We start from the raw sequence: 18,415 nt of genomic DNA, 5'->3' as shown, positions 1-18,415 counted from the left end.
ATATCAGTCGATCGACACCAGATTTCCTCTGCGGTTAACTACGTTAGGTGACGAAGGTCAGGCACCCAGCCGAGCCACGAGCCGCTCGGAGACGGCCACCATGCCCGCCTCGTTGGGGTGCACCGGCGCGGCCGTGTTCTCCGGGATCAGCCCCTCGACCCAGCGGCGGGACGACGACTGGCACACGTCGTGGCCGCGTTCGAGCACGTCGACGAACACGGCGCCCGACGCCCCCGACTCCTCGGCGATCATCTGGTTCAGGGCGCTCTGGACACCGTCCAGGTAGGCCACGTCGCCCCAGGCGATGGGCGTGCTCGGCCAGCAGCCCCGGCCCTCGGGGAGGATCTGGAGGTAACCGACGCTGACGACGGTCGCCCCGGGGCTGCGCTCGGCGATCTCGGCGTAGACGCCCGACACGTCGTCGCGCAGGTCCTCGATCCGCTGGTCGAGCTCGTCACCGTAGTGGTCGGCGCACGGGCTCCCGATCGGGTTGCTCAGGCTCCGCTGGGCGCACTCCATCAGGACGTCGGTGAAACCGAAGTCATTGCCGCCGATCCCGACCGTCACCAGGTCGGTGTCCGGGGTGAGCGCGTCGAACTGCGCCGGGACGTCGGTCAGGTCGGTGTGCTGGGGCTCGCGCAGGTCCCGGATGACCGCGCCGGAGCAACTGGCGTCGGAGAACTCCGCGACGCCCAGCGCGTCGGCCGCCAACTGGGCGTAGTTGCTGGACGACCGGAGGCAACGGGGGTCGGAGCCGGGCGCGTACGGCGGGATCAGCGGACCCGAGGTGAACGAGTCACCGAGGGCCACGTAGTGGTCGAAGACGGCCGCCTCCTCCGCCTCGGCGGCCGCGGGCGCGGCGGCCAGACACAGGGCCGCGGCGAGCGGAACGGCCAGGAGCGGGGTTCGGCGGGGGGCGCGGGGTCGGGAAGCGGACACGGTCGTGCTGTCGTCGGTGCGGGGCACGCGGGTTCCTCTCCAGTGGGGGACCAGGGGTGTCGGACCCTACGCATTCTGTAACACAACCTACGAACGACGTTGACTAACTCGTAGGTAACTTTCACCTGCCCCGACGTGCCACGAATCTGTCCCGCCCGGCGTGTCTTCGGGAGGCGTTAGCGTGGCGGACATGGCCAAAGCAGCGAAGACGACGTTCCGGTGCACCGAGTGCGGATGGAGCACCCTCAAGTGGGTGGGCCGCTGCGGTGAGTGCCAGGCCTGGGGCACGGTCGAGGAGGCGGGCGCCCCGGCCCCGGCCGCGGTCGCGGCGGCACCGGTGACCTCCCGCGCCCGGCCCATCACCGAGATCAGTGTCGAGACCGCCGAGGCCGTTCCCACGGGGGTGGACGAACTCGACCGCGTCCTCGGCGGAGGCGCCGTCCCCGGCGGTGTCGTGCTGCTCGCCGGCGAACCGGGCGTCGGCAAGTCGACGCTGCTGTTGGAGGTCGCCGCGATGCGGGCCGCGGAGGGCCCCGTCCTGTACGTGACCGGGGAGGAGTCCGCCGGTCAGGTGCGCCTGCGCGCCGAACGGCTCGACGCGCTCTCCGACAAGCTGTTCCTGGCCGCGGAGACCTCGATCGCCTCCCTGGTCAGCCACGTCGAGGCGGTCGGCCCCCGGCTGCTCATCGTGGACTCGGTGCAGACCATGGTCTCCCCCGAGGTGGCCGGGGTGCCCGGCGGCGTCACCCAGGTCCGCCAGGTGACGGGGGCGCTGATCCAGATCGCCAAGGAGCGCGGTATCGCGACGGTCCTCGTCGGCCACGTCACCAAGGACGGCTCCATCGCCGGCCCCCGCCTGTTGGAACACCTGGTGGACGTGGTCCTGCACTTCGAGGGCGAGCGCCACTCGCAGCTACGGCTGCTGCGCGCGGTCAAGAACCGGTACGGGCCCACCGACGAGATCGGGTGCTTCGAGCTGACCGAGAACGGCATCATCGGGCTCCCGGACCCCAGCGGGCTCTTCCTCACGGAGCGCACCGACCCGGTGCCCGGGACGTGCGTCACGGTCACCCTGGAGGGGCAGCGGCCGCTCATCACGGAGGTGCAGGCGCTGGTGGCGCCCACTCCGCTGCCCGCGCCCCGCAGGGCCACGTCCGGGCTGGACACCTCCCGGGTGAACATGATCCTGGCGGTCCTGGAGAAGCGCACGGGTATGCGGCTGGCCAACATGGACGTGTACGCCTCCACGGTGGGCGGCGTACGCCTCGGTGAGCCCGCGGTCGACCTCGCCCTGGCCCTGGCGGCGGGCAGCTCCAACAACGACGTGGCCCTGCCGCGCGGGTTCATCGCGATCGGTGAGGTCGGCCTGGCCGGGGACATCCGCGCCGTGAACGGGGTCCAGCGCAGGATCGCGGAGGCACAGCGGCTCGGCTTCACCGAGGCGGTCGTGCCCAAGCACTCCGGCGACCCCGTGCCCGGGATCCGAACGCACGAGGTGGAGGAGCTCAGCGAGGCGCTCGCCTGGGTGGCGCGGCGGTCCAAGCGCGCGCGGGGCGGGTGACGGGCGGGCCGAAGCGAAGCGGCAGGCCCCAGGGGGACACCGTCAGAAGTCGAAGACGACGCCCTTGGCCGCGTGCAGCAGACAGGTGTTGCCGAACTTCGCCCGGTAGTTCTCAGAACCCCGCGCGGACGCGATGACCGGGCGGTACTCCAGTGTGCAGGCCGCGGCCGGATCGGCCGGGACGGCCTTGATCGACCCCGCCCGGGCGATGGCCGCGCAGGCGTCGGCCGCTCGCGGGTGGCTCCCCGCTCCGCCCTTGGGAGCGCACACCAACGAGACCTCCCGCACCGACTCGTCCTCGAACCCGACGCCCTCGACCACCTGGAGCCGGTAGGCCCGGTAGACGGGATGCGCGGGCGGGTCCGCGGCGGGGACCTCGGCGGCCGCGGGCGCGGCGGGGACGAGGGCGATCGCGGTGGCGGCGCAGGCGGCGAGCGCGGCCGTTACGGCTCTCATGATGGCCTCCGGCACATCGGTGGGGTGTCAGGCACGGGAGCGGGCCGTGCCGTCACATCACTCACTTACGACTCTTCTACCCCGAACGAAGGGGTGCGCGCGGCCAGGACGGCCGACGTCGCGAAGGCTCGGGCCTCACCCTCCGAACGGGGTGGCCGCCGCGGCTACCAGTAGTGGTGGTGGTCGTCGCGGTCCGCCCGGCCGTGGTGACCGTGCAGCCAGCCGTCGTAGCTGGGGTGACCGGCCTCGTGCGCGCTCCGGCCGTCGGAGTCCTCACGGTCGCCGTACTTCCAGAAGTCGAAGACCGCGCCCTTGACGTCGAGCAGGACGCACATGTTCGGGAAGGTCTTCTTGTAGTGCTCGGAGCCGCTGGACCGGGCGACGACCGGGTCCCAGACCAGAGGACAGGCGCTGTCGCTGACGTCGATCTTCTTGATGGAACCGAACGCGTAGATGAGGTCGCAGGCCTCCTCGGGCTTCGGGTGGGTACCTCCCGGCGGATCGCAGAAGAGATGCACGTGCTTCTTGTCGCCCGTGTGCTTCTCCTCGATGGAGAGCCTGTAATGCTGGGTCTTGTCCTCCACCGCCTGCGCCGGAGCCGCCGTCGACAGCGCCAGGGCGGACGCGGCGACACCGGACAGGATCGTTCCGACAAGCTTCACAATTGCTCCTGGTGACTGCGGGATCGCTTGACATCACCCAGAGTAACATTGGGATAACGAGACGTGGCGTCTTCCTCTCGCGTGGCGTGTGGCGGGACCGGCGCCGGGGCGCCGGTCCCGCGAGCACGCCCTAGGTCAGCTGGAACACCAGTTCACCGGTGTCTCCCGCGTACTCCCCGCGCAGGTTGGCGCGGTACCACCCCGGACGCGCGGCGGAGGAGTCGCGGCAGTCCGTGAAGGAGCGCTGCCGGTCCCAGCCGACCGTGAACTCGTGCGGCACGCCGCGGCTGAGCTGTCGGTCCTCGGCGGCCTCGCCCTCGACGCAGTCACCCGTGGAGAAGATGCGGTCGTTTCCGGAGTGGATGCGGATCTCCATGGCCTCGGGTCCCACGTCCACCGTGCAGGTCTGGTCCTCGGTGTTCACGACGGTGATCCGGAACTCCGGCCGCGCACCGCTCCCGTAGACCTCCCGGTCCTCGTCGGCGAGCTCGAAGGTCACGACCACGTCCTGCGGGCGGCACGCGTCCTCGGGGCGCTCGGGGGCGGCGGCGCCGCCGGACTCGGCGTCGGAGCCCTCGGCGGCCTCCCCGCCCTCTCCCCCGGCGGTGCCCTGGTCGCCCGCTCCTTCGGCGTCCTCGTCCTCCCCCTCGGAAGGTTCGTCCTCGGGTTCGGCGCTCTCGGCCGCGGAGGGTGTCTCAGGTGGGACACTGGGAGAGGGGTCGGTGTCAGCCGCGCCCGCCTCCGACCGCGTCGGTTCGGCGTCGTCCCCGGAGGAGGGGCGGCAGGCGAACGCGATCAGCGTGAGGACGAGCATGACCCCCGCCAACACGAGGGCACGCCGCTTCCAATAGGTCTCGCGGCTGACAGCTCCTGGATGTCCGGTACTTGACGCCATGGGCCGTAGTATTGCGGTTTCGCGTGCCACTCACCTACCCAACCCGCCGATACCCCGTAAAAGATGAGCGATAACCCTTACAGCACAGCGGTTCTGGCGTGGTACGAGGCCAACGCCCGCGACCTTCCCTGGCGCGCCCCCGACGCCACCCCCTGGTCGATCCTGGTCAGTGAGATCATGCTCCAGCAGACGCCGGTCGTCCGGGTGCTACCCGCCTGGCAGGCCTGGATGGAACGCTGGCCCACCCCCGCTGACCTGGCCGAGGAGCCCTCCGGTGAGGCCGTACGCATGTGGAACCGGCTCGGCTACCCACGCCGTGCCCTGCGTCTGCACGCGTGCGCCGTGGCGATCACCGAACAGCACGGGGGGCAGGTGCCGGACAGTCACGAGACGCTGCTCTCCCTGCCCGGCGTCGGCGCCTACACCGCGGCGGCCGTGGCGAGCTTCGCCTTCGGACAGCGGCACGCCATTTTGGACACGAACGTTCGGCGTGTCCTCGCGAGGGCCGAAACCGGGATCCAGTACCCGCCGAAAACCCAGACGAAGGCGGAGACCGCCCTCGCCGAGTCACTGCTCCCGCCCGTCCCGTCCGTCGCGGCGCGCTGGGGCGTGGCCGTGATGGAGCTGGGCGCCCTCGTGTGCACCGCCCGGACCCCCGCGTGCGCGGACTGCCCGATCGCCCACCAGTGCGCCTGGCGGCTGGCGGGCAAACCCGCCCACGACGGCCCGCCGCGCCGGGGGCAGACCTACGCGGGCACCGACCGGCAGGTGCGCGGGCGGCTGCTGGCCGTGCTGCGCGACTCCACCGACCCGGTGCCCAAGGATGCCCTGGACGCGGTCTGGGACGACGGTGTCCAGCGCGAGCGGGCCCTGGACGCGCTGGTCGCGGACGGGCTCGTGGACCCCCTGGACGACGGCCGGTACGCGCTGCCCGGCTGAGCCCGCGCCGTCCGGGCCGGCCCGTCCGATCCGCCCCGGACGGACGGGCCCGGTCAGTCCTCCATGTCCAGGAGTTCGTCGACGTCGGTGTCCTCCGCGTCCACCGGGAGGAGGGCGTCGGCGGCGGTCCCGTCGTGGGAGCCGCTGCACGGAGCACCCGGTTCCGGCGCCTCCGGGGACTGCTCGTACCGGCGCACGAACGCGGCCAGACGCGGGTCGTCGGGGCCGTCGAGGAGGATCTGCGCACCCCACGCGGAGGCCACGACCGGCGCGGGCATGCCTTCCTCCACCGGGCTGACGAGGAGGTAGTCCCCCTGCCTGTAGTGGCCCTCCAGGGCCGCCACCCCGCCGCTGTCCACGGACGCGGGATCGTAGGTGATCCACACGGCCCCGTGTTCCAGGGAGTGCACGGCCGTCTCATTCCTGATCGGCACCTCGTAGACGCCGCAGTTCTGCCAGTAGCCGTAGTGCTCACCGCCCGCGGGCGGGAACATCTCGTAGTCGACGGTCTCCGTGACTTCCACGTGGTCGGCGGGCAGGTCCTCGTACTCGACCACCGCGCCCAGGTCCGCCGGGCCGGACACTCCGGCTCCCCCGTCGTTGGCCGTCCACAGGACGACGCCCGTGACGGCGACGAGGACGACCACCAGAAGGCCCACACCGGCGACCACGCCGATGACCACCCCGCGTCCCCTCCTTCGCCGGGGAGGTGGGTAGGGGCCGGGGGGACCGGGGTGGGCCTGCTGCGGGTACGGGCCGGGGGCACCGGGCTGCCCCTGTTGCGGGTACGGGCCGGGCCCGCCGTGGGGAGGGGGAGGTCCTGGAGCCGGACCGGAGTGATCGTACGGGCCGTGGGGCGCGTGGGGGTTCCGCGGGCCCTGCGGAGAGAACGGTCCCGGCGGCCCCTGGCCACCCGGCTGTCGTGGGTCCTGTGGATGGGTCACGCGCAAACCCTAACCACACGCCGCACCGGACCGCCAACCCCTGGGCCGTACGCACGGGAACGGGGGCACCCCGAAGGGATGCCCCCGCCCGCACTCGTCAGCCGTCGCGCGACCGGCGCCGTTACTCGCTCTTACCGGCGGCCGGCTCCTCGACCGCGGGCGTGTCCGGAACCGCGGCGGGCTTGGGCACACCCTTGAAGGTGAACTTGGCGTCGGTTCCCTCGCCCTCGGCGTCGATCACCACGATCTGACCCGACTTGAGGTCGCCGAACAGGATCTTCTCCGACAGCTGGTCCTCGATCTCGCGCTGGATCGTGCGACGCAGCGGCCGCGCCCCCAGGACCGGGTCGAATCCGCGCTCGGACAGCACCTTCTTGGCACCGGGGCGCAGCTCGATCCCCATGTCCCGCTCCTTGAGGCGGCTGTCCAGGCTGGAGATCATCAGATCCACGATCTGGAAGATCTCCTTCTCCGTCAGCTGGTGGAAGACGATGACGTCGTCCACACGGTTGAGGAACTCCGGCCGGAAGTTCTGCTTGAGCTCCTCGCTGACCTTGCCCTTCATCCGCTCGTAGTTGGTCTGGGCGTCGTCCTCCTTGGCGAAGCCCATCGCCACGCCCTTGGAGATGTCCCGCGTGCCCAGGTTGGTGGTCATGATGATGACCGTGTTCTTGAAGTCGACGTTGCGACCCTGGGCGTCGGTGAGACGGCCCTCCTCCAGCACCTGGAGCAGGGAGTTGAAGATGTCGTTGTGGGCCTTCTCGATCTCGTCGAAGAGGACCACGGAGAACGGCTTGCGGCGCACCTTCTCGGTGAGCTGGCCGCCCTCCTCGTAGCCGACGTACCCGGGCGGGGAGCCGAACAGCCGCGAGACCGTGTGCTTCTCCATGAACTCGGACATGTCCAGCTGGATCAGCGCGTCCTCGTCCCCGAACAGGAACTCGGCCAGCGTCTTGGACAGCTCGGTCTTACCGACACCGGACGGGCCGGCGAAGATGAACGAACCACCCGGGCGCTTGGGGTCCTTCAGCCCGGCGCGCGTGCGGCGGATCGCCTGCGAGAGCGCCTTGATGGCGTCCTCCTGGCCGATGACCCGCTTGTGCAGCTCGTCCTCCATGCGCAGCAGACGCGAGGACTCCTCCTCGGTCAGCTTGAAGACCGGGATGCCGGTGGAGGCGGCCAGGACCTCGGCGATGAGCTCCTCGTCGACCTCGGCCACGACATCCATGTCGCCGGCCTTCCACTCCTTCTCCCGCTGCGCCTTCTTGTTCAGCAGCTGCTTCTCGTCGTCACGCAGCGACGCCGCCTTCTCGAAGTCCTGCGCGTCGATCGCCGACTCCTTGTCCCGGCGGACCGAGGCGATCTTCTCGTCGAACTCGCGCAGGTCCGGCGGAGCGGTCATCCGGCGGATGCGCATCCGCGAGCCCGCCTCGTCGATGAGGTCGATCGCCTTGTCCGGCAGGAAGCGGTCGCTGATGTAGCGGTCGGCCAGGTTGGCGGCCGCGGCCAGCGCGCTGTCGGTGATCGACACCCGGTGGTGGGCCTCGTAACGGTCGCGCAGGCCCTTGAGGATCTCGACCGCGTGCTTGACGGTCGGCTCGTCCACCTGGATCGGCTGGAAGCGGCGCTCCAGCGCGGCGTCCTTCTCCAGGTACTTGCGGTACTCGTCCAGCGTGGTGGCGCCGATGGTCTGGAGCTCACCCCGGGCCAGCATGGGCTTGAGGATCGAGGCGGCGTCTATGGCACCTTCCGCCGCCCCCGCGCCGACCAGCGTGTGCAGCTCGTCGATGAACAGGATGATGTCACCGCGGGTGCGGATCTCCTTGAGCACCTTCTTCAGGCGCTCCTCGAAGTCACCGCGGTAGCGGCTGCCCGCGACCAGGGCGCCCAGGTCCAGCGTGTACAGCTGCTTGTCCTTGAGCGTCTCGGGGATCTCCCCCTTGACGATCTTCTGCGCCAGCCCCTCGACGACGGCCGTCTTACCGACACCGGGCTCACCGATGAGGACCGGGTTGTTCTTGGTACGGCGCGAGAGCACCTGCATCACGCGCTCGATCTCCTTGTCCCGACCGATGACCGGGTCGAGCTTGCTCTCCCGGGCGGCCTGGGTCAGGTTGCGACCGAACTGGTCCAGCACCAGCGACGTGGACGGGGCGGACTCCGTGGACGCGCCCGTCGTCTGCGCCTCCTTGCCGGTCTGGTAGCCGTGCAGCAGCTGGATGACCTGCTGGCGGACCCGGTTCAGGTCGGCGCCGAGCTTGACCAGCACCTGGGCGGCCACGCCCTCGCCCTCACGGATCAGGCCGAGCAGGATGTGCTCGGTGCCGATGTAGTTGTGGCCGAGCTGAAGGGCCTCGCGCAGGGACAGCTCCAGGACCTTCTTCGCACGCGGCGTGAAGGGGATGTGCCCCGACGGTGCCTGCTGGCCCTGTCCGATGATCTCCTCAACCTGCTGCCGAACCGCTTCGAGGCTGATGCCAAGACTCTCCAGGGCCTTGGCGGCGACACCCTCACCCTCGTGGATGAGGCCGAGCAGGATGTGCTCCGTACCGATGTAGTTGTGGTTGAGCATCCTGGCCTCTTCTTGGGCCAGAACCACCACTCGCCGCGCGCGGTCGGTAAACCTCTCGAACATGTCTCGTCGCTCCTCTACAGAGCGGTCAGGCAGGGACGGTACTCGCCGACCCAACTCTTCCGCATATCGGCCCCACAGGGATAACCGCCCCGGGGAGCACTGCCGCACCCGTCCGTCCCGGACGACTGGTTGCCGACCGGTCGGACGTCTCCGCACGGCCGACCGTAGCCGTCCGTGCCAGAGACTTTCCCCGACGATAGGGCGTTCACCCAACATCCAACTACCAATTGGGGCGTCAGATTTCGGTGTACGCCGAAGGCGAACGGCCCGGAGCTCCCATCCATCACGGGAGTCCCCGGGCCGCACGCGTGTAAGCCTGATAATCGGCTCTTAGCGAACACGCCGATCGCCTAAGTTGTTCCGCGTCGGTCACCGCGGCGCGGAAAGCCGCGTCCGGAATTCTCTCTCCGGGTGCTCTCCGTGACCGGGAGGGTCCACCGCGGACGGCGGACCGCCGCGGGCGTGCGGCCCCGCACTCTGCAACGGTGCGGCGGGCCGGGTTCTTCCCCGGTCCGGGAACGTCGTGCGCACCTGGCCCCGCGGCCGCTCGGCCGCGGGGCGGAACGTGGGTCCTTACGTCGGACTACGAGGTCCGTGCGGCCTTTTCCCGGCCGCGCGGCACCGTCCCGTCGTCACGGCTGGGCCGGATCGACGGGTCGTGCGGTCCACCGCGGTCCGGGCACCGTACGCGCCCGGGGCCACAGTCCCTCACCACCCCGAACGGATGCCTCCGGTTCGGCTCCAACCCGACCGTCGCCCGCGTGGGGCCGTCGGGTGTCACCCCTCCGCCCCGCCGACGCGGTGGCGGATACCGATCGCCATCGTCCAGGGTCGCGATGAGCCCGTCTCTATCCCCTGCATCCCGTGTCACGTGGGCCGTGAGGGCCCGGGATGGTCGGGTTCGGGTACGCGCCCCGGGACACCGGTCCGATCAAGACCTGACAACATTTCGGCGAACCCGGGTGCCGTCGGCAAACCTAGCCCTTGATGGCCTCATATTCGGCGACGATCTTCGCGGGGATACGGCCGCGCTCATTGACCGGCTTGCCGGCGGCCTTCGCCCACGCGCGAATCTCGGCGCTGCGCTCACGGCTGGGCGCATTCCGGGAGCTGCCACGGCGGGCGGGGCCGCGGCCGGACTTGGCCGGAGCCTTGCGAGCGGCTTCGACGAAGGGCGTAAGAGCCTCGCGGAGCTTGGCGGCATTACCCGCGCTGAGGTCGATTTCGTACACGGAGCCGTCCAGACCGAACGTCACCGTCTCCTCGGCCTCGCCGCCGTCGAGGTCGTCGACCAGGAAAACCTGGACCTTCTGTGCCATGGATTCAAACCTTTCAGAAGAGCAGTGCCTTCGCACCTGAATATAAAGCTATCTCGAGCGCAGGCGAAAGACAATTCCCGACGTGCCAGTAATCAGCTGGACTTGATCCTGGGTTTCGGGATCGGCTGAGCAGCGCGGGGCCTGGGGCGGCCTCACGCGCGATCTGGGCCCGGATCAGGGCCGCTCAGAGCACGATACGGTCGAACACCGTATCAACGGCCGTCGGATTCGGCCTGATCCCCGCCCCCGACAATCGGCTTCTCGTCCTTCGCGGCGGCCACGGACGACCCGGCCGGCTCAGCATCAGGGGCGCCCACGGTCGCGTCACCGCTGACCAGGCTGCCGTCCATCCTGCGAGGCGCCATCTCCCTACGCAGCAGCTTGATGACGAACGCACAGAAGACGGTCGCGACAACCACCGGCGGGATCAGCGCGGAGATTACGTCGAGCAGCCCGGCGGGAAGCACCGACGAAAGATCACCCATCGAAGCGGTCCACCCTTCCTGGTTGTTACTTATTGCAGCAAATACCCGACTCAGCGTCGGGCCAGTCCTGGGGGATGACGCACCGGGACCCGGGCAATCGCATACCCGACATCATAGACATCGCTTGCCCCCGGTTTGGTCCCGGACGTACCAGGACCCGCCCAGCGAAACCCGATGGTGACCAATGTCCGACAGCGTCTTCGGCATCCGGTTGACCGCGAACACGCACCGCCCCCTGAGCGAACTCGATTCGCGACCCTTCGTAGCCGCGTCCGTCGAACTCGATCGGCGAGGAGGGGCCCGTCGAGCGCAGGTACACATTACCCGCCCGCTTCCCCTCTCATACCACCCGGTCTACTTAAGCGAGTGGACCGGTCGGCACACCGGTGCGCGTCCTCCGGGGACGTATCGGGAACTCGGTCCCAAGAGCGCCCGAAAGCCTTTAGGCACGGGGGCTTCGGGACCTGGTCCCCAGGTGCACAAGCATGCGCGTGTTCCCGAGTGTGTTGGGTTTGACCCGCTCAAGGTCGAGAAATTCCGCGACACCCTCGTCATAGGAACGCAGGAGTTCCTCGTACACACGGCCAGAGACGGGCGTGCCCTGGATCGGGGCAAAGCCGTGTTTGGTGAAGAAACCGGTCTCGAATGTCAGACAGAACACACGCTGCACGCCCAACTCACGCGCCGCGTCCAGCAGTTCGGTCACGATTCGGTGTCCCACCCCGAAACCACGCAGTGAGGGGTCGACCGCGACAGTTCGCACCTCCGCGAGGTCCTCCCAGAGGACGTGGAGGGCGCCACAGCCGACGACACGGTACTCAACCTCCTCCCGTGCGGGAACGGTTCCGGAGGCGTCGAATGAGGGAGCGGCGGACCGGGATTCGGCGGACGAACCATCTGGAACCACCTCCGCCTCGGCGACCCAGAACTCCTGGATGTCCTCGTAGAGGTTGACGGTGCTCTTGGAGAGGACACGGCGGTCGACGGTGTAGGTGTCGACCAGGCGGCGGATGTGGACCACGTCGCGCGTCTTGGCGCGACGGACCCGGACATGACGAACGGACATAGCCTGACCAGACTACGCCCACGTACGCGCCCGCACCCACCGGATCGCTCTTCCTCCGGCGGGTGCCGCGTGTGCCCGTGGGCGTGCCGGGCCGGGTATGCCCGTAGTCTCTCCCGGCGGGGACACCGGGACGGCCAGACTCAGATGAGCTGGCGCCGTGCGGCCCAGACGACCGCTTCGATGGGGGTGTTCACGCCGAGCATGTCGCAGATGTTGCGAATGCGGCGGCGCAGGGTGCGGGCACTGAGTTCGAGTCGCCGCGCGGCCACCTCGGTGGTCACGCCGGTGGCGATCTCGGCGAGCAACTCCAGGTCCTCGTGGCTCAGCTCGACCGGGGTGTAGGCGCCGTTCAGCGCCGTGTCACCTGAACGGGACTGCAGGGGGACCACGTTCTCCCGGTGCTCTCGCGGCTGGAGAGCGTTCTGGTCCTCAGCACTACGCCGTACGAGTGTGGCCTGTTCCACTCCGTCCTCCCTCATCCATGTGAGTGCGGAACATCAACTCGTCACCGGGCGGATCGAGCGCGCCGGGGCGCGACCGGGACCCATGCGTCCAACCGCCTTCCGGAGCCCCTCTGGCACAGGGGTGGAGGGCGGTGGGGAACATGGGCCGCACGGGCCGTGTCACCGCGGTCTGGGACGGTCAGACCGCGCCGAGGGCACACGTGCGCGCGGGATGGGCGGACCGTGGGACGGTCCTCACACCTCGCTCACTGTCGTACTCGATCCACTTCGGCAATCTCGCGGACCAAAGTCCGCCCTCAGCACGCTAGGCGGCCGTGATGATACCGTCAAGGGCCAGTAAATCACCATGAGTATCACCTTGGGGCCACTGGGTGACAGTGTGGCGGGTGGGCTATTTTCGCCACTCCACTGACCTGCGCAAATCACCTTCACCCTCCGTCGCCGACCATGCGGACGGAGTTCCAAGGAAAACCTCGGCCCTGTCGGTCAGGACACCCCATTCTCACTGTGGTTTTGCGCGACATGTCCTAACAGTGAGGTATGTCCGGTGGTACACGCCACATTTCCGCGATGAGGGCGGGGCCGCCACGACTCGCGCGTGACGGCCCCGTTCCCTTTTCGGTCCTGCGGTCGCCCGGATTCGGCCCGGGCTCGCAAGCGATCCGTCCCGTCAGTCGCCGGAGGGCTTGACGATCGGGAAGAGGACGGTCTCCCGGATGTTCTTTCCGGTGAACGCCATCAGGAGCCGGTCGATGCCGACGCCGACACCGCCCGTGGGCGGCATGCCGTACTCCAGCGCGCGGAGGAAGTCCTCGTCCAGCTGCATCGCCTCGGGGTCGCCCTCGGCGGCCATGAGCGACTGCTCGGTGAGCCGGCGGCGCTGCTCGACCGGGTCCACGAGCTCGGAGTAACCGGTTCCCAGCTCCATCCCGAAGCCGATCAGGTCCCACTTCTCGGTGAGCAGCGGGTCCTCACGGTGCTGGCGGGTCAGCGGGCTCGTCTCCACGGGGAAGTCGCGCACGAACGTGGGCTGGATGAGTGTGTGCTCGACCAGCTCCTCGAAGAGGTGCTCGATCAGCTTGCCCTGGCCCCACTGGTGGTCGAACTCCACACCCTTGGCCTCGGCCAGGCGCCGGACGTCCTCGAGCGGCGTCCTCGGGGTGACCTCGGTGCCCAGCGCCTCGGACACGGCTCCGTACAGGGTGATGCTCGGCCACTCCCCGCCCAGGTCGAAGGTCTGGCCGTCGCGCTCGACCACCGTCGTGCCGAAGACCGCCTGAGCCGCGTCCTGGATGATCCGCTGGGTGATGTCGGCCATGTCGTTGTAGTCGGCGTAGGCCTGGTAGAACTCCAGCATCGTGAACTCGGGGTTGTGCGTGGCGTCCGCGCCCTCGTTCCGGAAGTTCCGGTTGATCTCGAAGACCTTCTCCAGGCCGCCCACGACCAGCCGCTTGAGCGCCAGCTCCGGCGCGATGCGCAGGTACAGGTCCATGTCGTAGGCGTTGATGTGCGTGGTGAACGGGCGCGCCGTGGCGCCGCCGTGCACCCGCATCAGCATCGGGGTCTCGACCTCGATGAAGTCCCGTGAGCTGAGCGTCTCCCGGATCGCCCGGATGGCGGCCGAGCGGCGGCGCACCATCTGCTGGGACTCGGGGTTGACGATGAGGTCGACGTAGCGCTGGCGCACCCGGGCCTCGGGGTCGGTGAGCCCCTTGTGCTTCTCCGGGAGCGGACGCAGGCACTTGGCGGTCAGCGTCCAGGAGCGCACCAGGATGGACAGCTCACCGCGGCGGGAGGTGATGACCTCGCCCTCGACGCCCACGTGGTCGCCGAGGTCGACGTCGGCCTTCCAGGCGTCCAGCCGCTCCTTGCCGACCTGGTCCAGGGACAGCATGATCTGCACGTCACCGGTCTCGTCGCGCAGGGTGGCGAAGCACAGCTTGCCGCCGGTGCGGTACAGCATCACGCGGCCCGCGATCGAGACGTCGACCCCGGTGCGCGTGTCCGGCTCCAGGCCCTGGTGTTTGTCTCGCACGGCACCGATCGACGTGGTCCGCGGGAAGGTCACGGGGAAGGGGTCGATGCCCTCCTCCCGGAGACGGTCCAGCTTCTGGTGCCGGACCCGCATCTGTTCGGGCAGGTCGTCGTAGGAGTCGTGCGCGTCATTCACGGGCCCGATCCTACTCGCTTCCGAGCACCCCGAGGTCGCTGTCCACAGGCCGTCCGCCACCCCTCACCTCCTCCCGCGGCCCCTCCCGTTGACAGGCGCTCGTCGACACCTCGAAACGCCCAGGCGCCGCACAGGGAATCCCACTCATCGCCACGAAGTGAATACTCTGAGTTCATGGGACGCAGCGTCGTCGACGTCGACGACGAACTGGTCACGAAGGTCACGCGGAAGTTCAACGCGAGGACGAAGAGCGAAGCCGCGGAGATCGCCCTCCGCCACATGATCGCATCCGTGAGCGCGTACGAACGGCTGAAAGGACTCGAGGGAAGCGACATCGTGGAGAGTGAACAGGACTGAGCGACGGTGCGGGACCCTCCCCGCACCGCTCAGCGGCGCTCAGGCGACGTTGCGCTCGAAGACCAGGCGCAGGCCGATGAGGGTCAGCCACGGGTCGTGCACGTCCACGGTCTCGCACTCGCCGACGACCACCGAGGCCAGGCCACCGGTGGCGACCACGGTCACGTCGTCCGGGGCGTCGGTCAGCTCGGCGACCATCCGGTCCACGATCCCGTCGACCTGGCCCGCGAACCCGAACACGATCCCCGACCGCAGCGCCTCCGTGGTGTTCTTCGCGATCGCCGCGCGCGGCTTGACGATCTCCACCATGTGCAGCTGGGCGCCCCTGCGGGACAGCGCGTCCACGGAGATGTCGATGCCCGGCGCGATCGCGCCGCCGACGTACTCCCCCTTCGCGCTGACCGCGTCGAACGTGGTCGCCGTGCCGAAGTCGACCACGACCGCCGGGCCGCCGTACAGGTGGCTGGCGGCCAGCGCGTTGATGATGCGGTCGCTGCCCACCTCCTTGGGGTTGTCCATCCGGATCGGCACCCCCGTCTTGACGCCGGGCTCGACGATCACGGCGGGCACGTCACCGAAGTGGCGGCGGAACATGTCGCGCATCTCGTGCTGCACCGAGGGGACCGAGCAGCACAGCGCGATCCCCTCGATGTCGGCCGGGGCCCCCAGCGTGCTCCCGTCGATGAGCCCGCGCAGCACCACCGCCCACTCGTCGGCGGTGCGGCGCGTCTCGGTCCCCACCCTCCAGTGTTCGAGAAGGTCGTCGCCCTGGAACAGGCCGAACACCGTCTCGGAGTTGCCGACGTCGATCGCGAGCAGCATGCTGGGGACCCTCATCCGTGGTCGAAGTGGTGTGTTCCTAAGGAATCTTCCACCAACCGGGCCGCTCACAACAGGTCGAGCGCGATATCCAGTGCCGGACTGGAGTGGGTCAGGGCCCCGACCGCCAGGTAGTCGACCCCCGTGGCGGCCACGTCGGCGGCCACGTCGAGCGTCAGTCCGCCGGAGGACTCCAGCCGCGCGCGTCCGGCGACCAGCTCCACGGCGGCCCGCAGGTCATCGACGGTGAAGTTGTCGAGGAGGATCTCCTCCGCCCCGGCGGCGATCGCGTCCTCGATCTGGTCGATCCGGTCCACCTCGACCTCCAGCGGCAGGTCGGGGAAGCGCTCGCGGATGGCGCGCACGGCCGCGCCGACCCCGCCCGCCGCGACCACGTGGTTGTCCTTGACCAGTCCCGCGTCGCTGAGGCAGTACCGGTGGTTGACGCCGCCCCCGCAGCGCACCGCGTACTTCTCCAGCGCCCGGAGTCCTGGACGGGTCTTGCGGCTGTCGCGGATCCGGGCTCGGGTGCCGGCCACCGCGTCCGTCCAGGTACGGGTGGCCGTGGCGATCCCCGACATGTGGGTGAGGAGGTTGAGCGCGGTCCGCTCCGCGGTGAGCAGGTCGCGTGTGCGGGCGGTGACGGACATGAGCACGTCCCCGCGCTTGACCGCGTCGCCGTCGCCCGCGGAACGGGCGACCCGCACGGCGCCGTCGGACACGAGCCAGAAGACGAGTTCGGCCAGGGGCAGGCCGCTCACCGTCCCGTCGGCACGCGCCACGACGTGCGCGGTCCGCACCTGGTCGGCGGGGATGGTGGCCACGGTGGTGACGTCGATGCGCGGACCGGCGGTGAGGTCCTCGGCCAGGGCGCGCCGCACCAGGTCCACGTGGGACTGGTGGGGCGCCGTGTACGGAAGGGTGAACTCGGCGCGCGTGTCGGGGTCGGGCGTTCCCCCGGCGAGGGGGAAGGCGATGTCGTCCAGCTCCGCGACGAGCTCGGGCGGCAGGGACGGGGCCCAGTCCTCGTCGGTGGTCACGGGCGTGTTCCCCTCCAGTCGAACGACGGTCGGCCGCGTCCGGAACCCGGGGTCGGGTTCGGGTGCGTCGGCACGCTGGTGCGAGCCCCGGCTCTCGGTGCGGTGCAGCGCGGCGGCGGCCACGAGTCGGGCCACCGTCAGCAGGTTGGTCGCCTCCCAGGTGGCCGTGTCCGGGGCGACGCGCTCGGCCGGGGCGGTGAGGGCGTCGAGTTCGGCGGCCAGCGCGGTCAGCCCCTCGCCGGTGCGCAGGACCCCGGCGTGGCGGGACATCAGCGCACGGACACGGGTCGCGGTGGCGGGCTGGACGAGGCGGGTGACGTCGCCGACGGGCACGCCCCGGTCCGGGATCGGACGCGCCTCCTCGGCGAGGCGGCCGGCGATCCGTTCCGCGTACACCAGGCCCTCCAGGAGGGAGTTGGAGGCCAGGCGGTTCGCGCCGTGCACACCGGTGCGCGCCGCCTCGCCGACCGCCCAGAGCCCGGGGACGCTGGTGGCCCCGTCGATGTCGACCTCGGCGCCGCCGGAGGCGTAGTGGGCGGCGGGGGCGACGGGGATCGGCTGGGTGACCGGGTCGATGCCGTGTTCGCGGCAGGACGCCAGGATGGTGGGGAAGCGGTGTTCCCAGGTGGCCGCGCCGAAGTGGCGGCCGTCCAGGTAGACGTGGTCGGTGCCGGTCTCGGCCATGGTGCGCGCGATCGTCCTGGCCACGACGTCGCGCGGGGCGAGGTCACCCAGTTCGTGGACGCCCTCCATGATCCGGTTGCCGTCGCCGTCCACGAGGTGGGCGCCCTCACCGCGCACGGCCTCGGAGACCAGGGGCTGTCGGCCCCGGGCCTCGGGCCCCAGCCAGAGCACGGTGGGGTGGAACTGGATGAACTCCAGGTCGCGCAGGCGCGCTCCGGCGCGGGCCGCGAGCGCGAGTCCGTCGCCGGTCGACACGGGCGGGTTGGTGGTGGCGGCGAAGATCTGGCCCATCCCCCCGGTGGCGAGGACGACGGCCGGGGCCAGGACGGCGCCGACGCCGTCGCGGGCCCCCTCGCCGATGACGTGGAGGGAGGCTCCGACGACGGTCGCGTCGGCGGGGTCGCGCAGGACGTCGAGGGCGAGCGCGTGCTCGATGACCTCGATGCGCTCCTCGGCCAGGACCGCGGCCTGGAGCGCGCGCTGGATCTCGGCTCCGGTGGCGTCTCCCCCGGCGTGGGCGACCCGGTCCGCGCGGTGTCCTCCCTCGCGGGTGAGGGCCAGTTCCCCTCCGTCGGCGCGGTCGAACTCGGCGCCCGCGCCGATGAGCCAGCGCAGGGCGTCGGGCCCCTCCTCCGCCAGGACGTGCACGGCGAGGGGGTCGCACAGACCGGCTCCGGCCAGGTGGGTGTCGACCATGTGCGCGACCGGGTTGTCCCCGGGGGCCATGGCCGCCGCGATGCCGCCCTGGGCGTAGGAGGTGGAACCCGTGGAGAGGCGGTCCTTGGTGACGAGGACGACGCGGCCGCGCTCGGTGCGCTGGACGTAGCGCAGCGCGGTGCTCAGCCCGGCGACGCCCGAGCCGATGACGGCGACGTCGGCGCTGACGTTCCACGACGGCGCGGGGGCGTCGATCCGGGTCTGTCTGGATGAGGTCATGTGGGTCTCTTTCGCGAGTGCCGACTGGGGGTGCCCGAACACGG

The 18,415-nt window shown here is 70.1% G+C and carries 16 protein-coding genes; 3 read left to right on the top strand and 13 right to left on the bottom strand.

From position 1 onward, the window contains the following. Positions 1–57: 57 nt before the first annotated feature. The gene (locus KIK06_RS26245; RefSeq protein WP_442789801.1) at positions 58–966 is read right to left on the bottom strand and encodes an SGNH/GDSL hydrolase family protein; all 909 of its coding nucleotides are present in this window, start codon (positions 964–966) and stop codon (positions 58–60) included. Positions 967–1,129: 163 nt separating this feature from the next. On the opposite strand from KIK06_RS26245, the gene radA reads away from it, so the two are divergent. After that, positions 1,130–2,500: a DNA repair protein RadA gene (gene radA, locus KIK06_RS26240; RefSeq protein WP_017601088.1), complete on the top strand. Its 1,371-nt coding sequence runs from the start codon at positions 1,130–1,132 to the stop codon at positions 2,498–2,500. 42 nt (positions 2,501–2,542) lie between these two features. On the opposite strand, the gene KIK06_RS26235 is transcribed toward radA, so the two are convergent. The 3 genes from KIK06_RS26235 to KIK06_RS26225 form a co-directional block, all read right to left on the bottom strand. Then, positions 2,543–2,956 (bottom strand): SSI family serine proteinase inhibitor, encoded by a 414-nt coding sequence (locus KIK06_RS26235; RefSeq protein ID WP_017601089.1) that lies wholly within the window; start codon positions 2,954–2,956, stop codon positions 2,543–2,545. A 164-nt stretch (positions 2,957–3,120) separates the two neighbouring features. Further along, positions 3,121–3,618, bottom strand: a complete 498-nt coding sequence (locus KIK06_RS26230) for an SSI family serine proteinase inhibitor (RefSeq protein WP_268645524.1) — start codon at positions 3,616–3,618, stop codon at positions 3,121–3,123. 130 nt (positions 3,619–3,748) lie between these two features. Then, positions 3,749–4,432: a hypothetical protein gene (locus KIK06_RS26225; protein WP_017601091.1), complete on the bottom strand. Its 684-nt coding sequence runs from the start codon at positions 4,430–4,432 to the stop codon at positions 3,749–3,751. A 144-nt stretch (positions 4,433–4,576) separates the two neighbouring features. Here KIK06_RS26225 and KIK06_RS26220 point away from each other — a divergent pair, with 144 nt between their 5' ends. Further along, positions 4,577–5,452: an A/G-specific adenine glycosylase gene (locus KIK06_RS26220; protein ID WP_268645523.1), complete on the top strand. Its 876-nt coding sequence runs from the start codon at positions 4,577–4,579 to the stop codon at positions 5,450–5,452. A gap of 53 nt (positions 5,453–5,505) precedes the next feature. Here the strand turns inward: KIK06_RS26220 and KIK06_RS26215 are convergent, their stop codons facing one another. The 7 genes from KIK06_RS26215 to lysX form a co-directional block, all read right to left on the bottom strand. Beyond that, complete coding sequence (locus KIK06_RS26215) at positions 5,506–6,135, bottom strand: DUF3105 domain-containing protein (RefSeq protein WP_268645522.1); 630 nt, start codon at positions 6,133–6,135, stop codon at positions 5,506–5,508. Between the two features lie 382 nt (positions 6,136–6,517). Continuing rightward, entirely contained in the window at positions 6,518–9,031 is a 2,514-nt protein-coding gene (locus tag KIK06_RS26210) for an ATP-dependent Clp protease ATP-binding subunit (protein WP_017601095.1), read from the bottom strand. 977 nt (positions 9,032–10,008) lie between these two features. Next, on the bottom strand, positions 10,009–10,350 hold the full coding sequence (locus KIK06_RS26205) for a histone-like nucleoid-structuring protein Lsr2 (protein WP_017601096.1): 342 nt from the start codon (positions 10,348–10,350) through the stop codon (positions 10,009–10,011). 212 nt (positions 10,351–10,562) lie between these two features. Further along, a complete protein-coding gene (locus tag KIK06_RS26200; RefSeq protein ID WP_268645521.1) occupies positions 10,563–10,835 on the bottom strand; it encodes a hypothetical protein in 273 nt (90 codons plus the stop codon). Between the two features lie 442 nt (positions 10,836–11,277). Next, entirely contained in the window at positions 11,278–11,901 is a 624-nt protein-coding gene (locus KIK06_RS26195) for an amino-acid N-acetyltransferase (RefSeq protein WP_268645520.1), read from the bottom strand. 140 nt (positions 11,902–12,041) lie between these two features. Next, a complete protein-coding gene (locus KIK06_RS26190; protein ID WP_017601099.1) occupies positions 12,042–12,365 on the bottom strand; it encodes a LuxR C-terminal-related transcriptional regulator in 324 nt (107 codons plus the stop codon). 670 nt (positions 12,366–13,035) lie between these two features. Next, positions 13,036–14,535: a bifunctional lysylphosphatidylglycerol synthetase/lysine--tRNA ligase LysX gene (lysX, locus tag KIK06_RS26185; RefSeq protein WP_017601100.1), complete on the bottom strand. Its 1,500-nt coding sequence runs from the start codon at positions 14,533–14,535 to the stop codon at positions 13,036–13,038. A gap of 174 nt (positions 14,536–14,709) precedes the next feature. Here lysX and KIK06_RS26180 point away from each other — a divergent pair, with 174 nt between their 5' ends. Then, complete coding sequence (locus KIK06_RS26180; RefSeq protein WP_268645519.1) at positions 14,710–14,892, top strand: type II toxin-antitoxin system VapB family antitoxin; 183 nt, start codon at positions 14,710–14,712, stop codon at positions 14,890–14,892. 39 nt (positions 14,893–14,931) lie between these two features. Here the strand turns inward: KIK06_RS26180 and KIK06_RS26175 are convergent, their stop codons facing one another. Continuing rightward, positions 14,932–15,714 carry a type III pantothenate kinase gene (locus KIK06_RS26175; protein WP_268645518.1) on the bottom strand — a complete coding sequence of 261 codons (783 nt, stop codon included), beginning with the start codon at positions 15,712–15,714 and terminating at the stop codon, positions 14,932–14,934. A 65-nt stretch (positions 15,715–15,779) separates the two neighbouring features. Next, complete coding sequence (locus tag KIK06_RS26170; protein WP_268645517.1) at positions 15,780–18,371, bottom strand: L-aspartate oxidase; 2,592 nt, start codon at positions 18,369–18,371, stop codon at positions 15,780–15,782. Positions 18,372–18,415: the final 44 nt, after the last annotated feature.

The sequence above is a fragment of the Nocardiopsis sp. EMB25 genome, assembly GCF_026797795.1.
GTDB classification, from domain to species: Bacteria; Actinomycetota; Actinomycetes; order Streptosporangiales; family Streptosporangiaceae; genus Nocardiopsis; species Nocardiopsis lucentensis.
Note: the sequence above shows the minus strand (reverse complement) of the source record. Positions and strands in the feature narration are given on the sequence as shown.

Coding starts and splice junctions, on each gene's coding strand:
- KIK06_RS26235 (WP_017601089.1), bottom strand. CDS start 2,956: ATGAGAGCCGTAACGGCCGCGCTCGCCGCCTGCGCCGCCACCGCGATC.
- KIK06_RS26220 (WP_268645523.1), top strand. CDS start 4,577: ATGAGCGATAACCCTTACAGCACAGCGGTTCTGGCGTGGTACGAGGCC.
- KIK06_RS26195 (WP_268645520.1), bottom strand. CDS start 11,901: ATGTCCGTTCGTCATGTCCGGGTCCGTCGCGCCAAGACGCGCGACGTG.
- KIK06_RS26210 (WP_017601095.1), bottom strand. CDS start 9,031: ATGTTCGAGAGGTTTACCGACCGCGCGCGGCGAGTGGTGGTTCTGGCC.
- KIK06_RS26180 (WP_268645519.1), top strand. CDS start 14,710: ATGGGACGCAGCGTCGTCGACGTCGACGACGAACTGGTCACGAAGGTC.
- KIK06_RS26175 (WP_268645518.1), bottom strand. CDS start 15,714: ATGCTGCTCGCGATCGACGTCGGCAACTCCGAGACGGTGTTCGGCCTG.
- KIK06_RS26200 (WP_268645521.1), bottom strand. CDS start 10,835: ATGGGTGATCTTTCGTCGGTGCTTCCCGCCGGGCTGCTCGACGTAATC.
- radA (WP_017601088.1), top strand. CDS start 1,130: ATGGCCAAAGCAGCGAAGACGACGTTCCGGTGCACCGAGTGCGGATGG.
- KIK06_RS26170 (WP_268645517.1), bottom strand. CDS start 18,371: ATGACCTCATCCAGACAGACCCGGATCGACGCCCCCGCGCCGTCGTGG.
- KIK06_RS26205 (WP_017601096.1), bottom strand. CDS start 10,350: ATGGCACAGAAGGTCCAGGTTTTCCTGGTCGACGACCTCGACGGCGGC.
- KIK06_RS26225 (WP_017601091.1), bottom strand. CDS start 4,432: ATGCTCGTCCTCACGCTGATCGCGTTCGCCTGCCGCCCCTCCTCCGGG.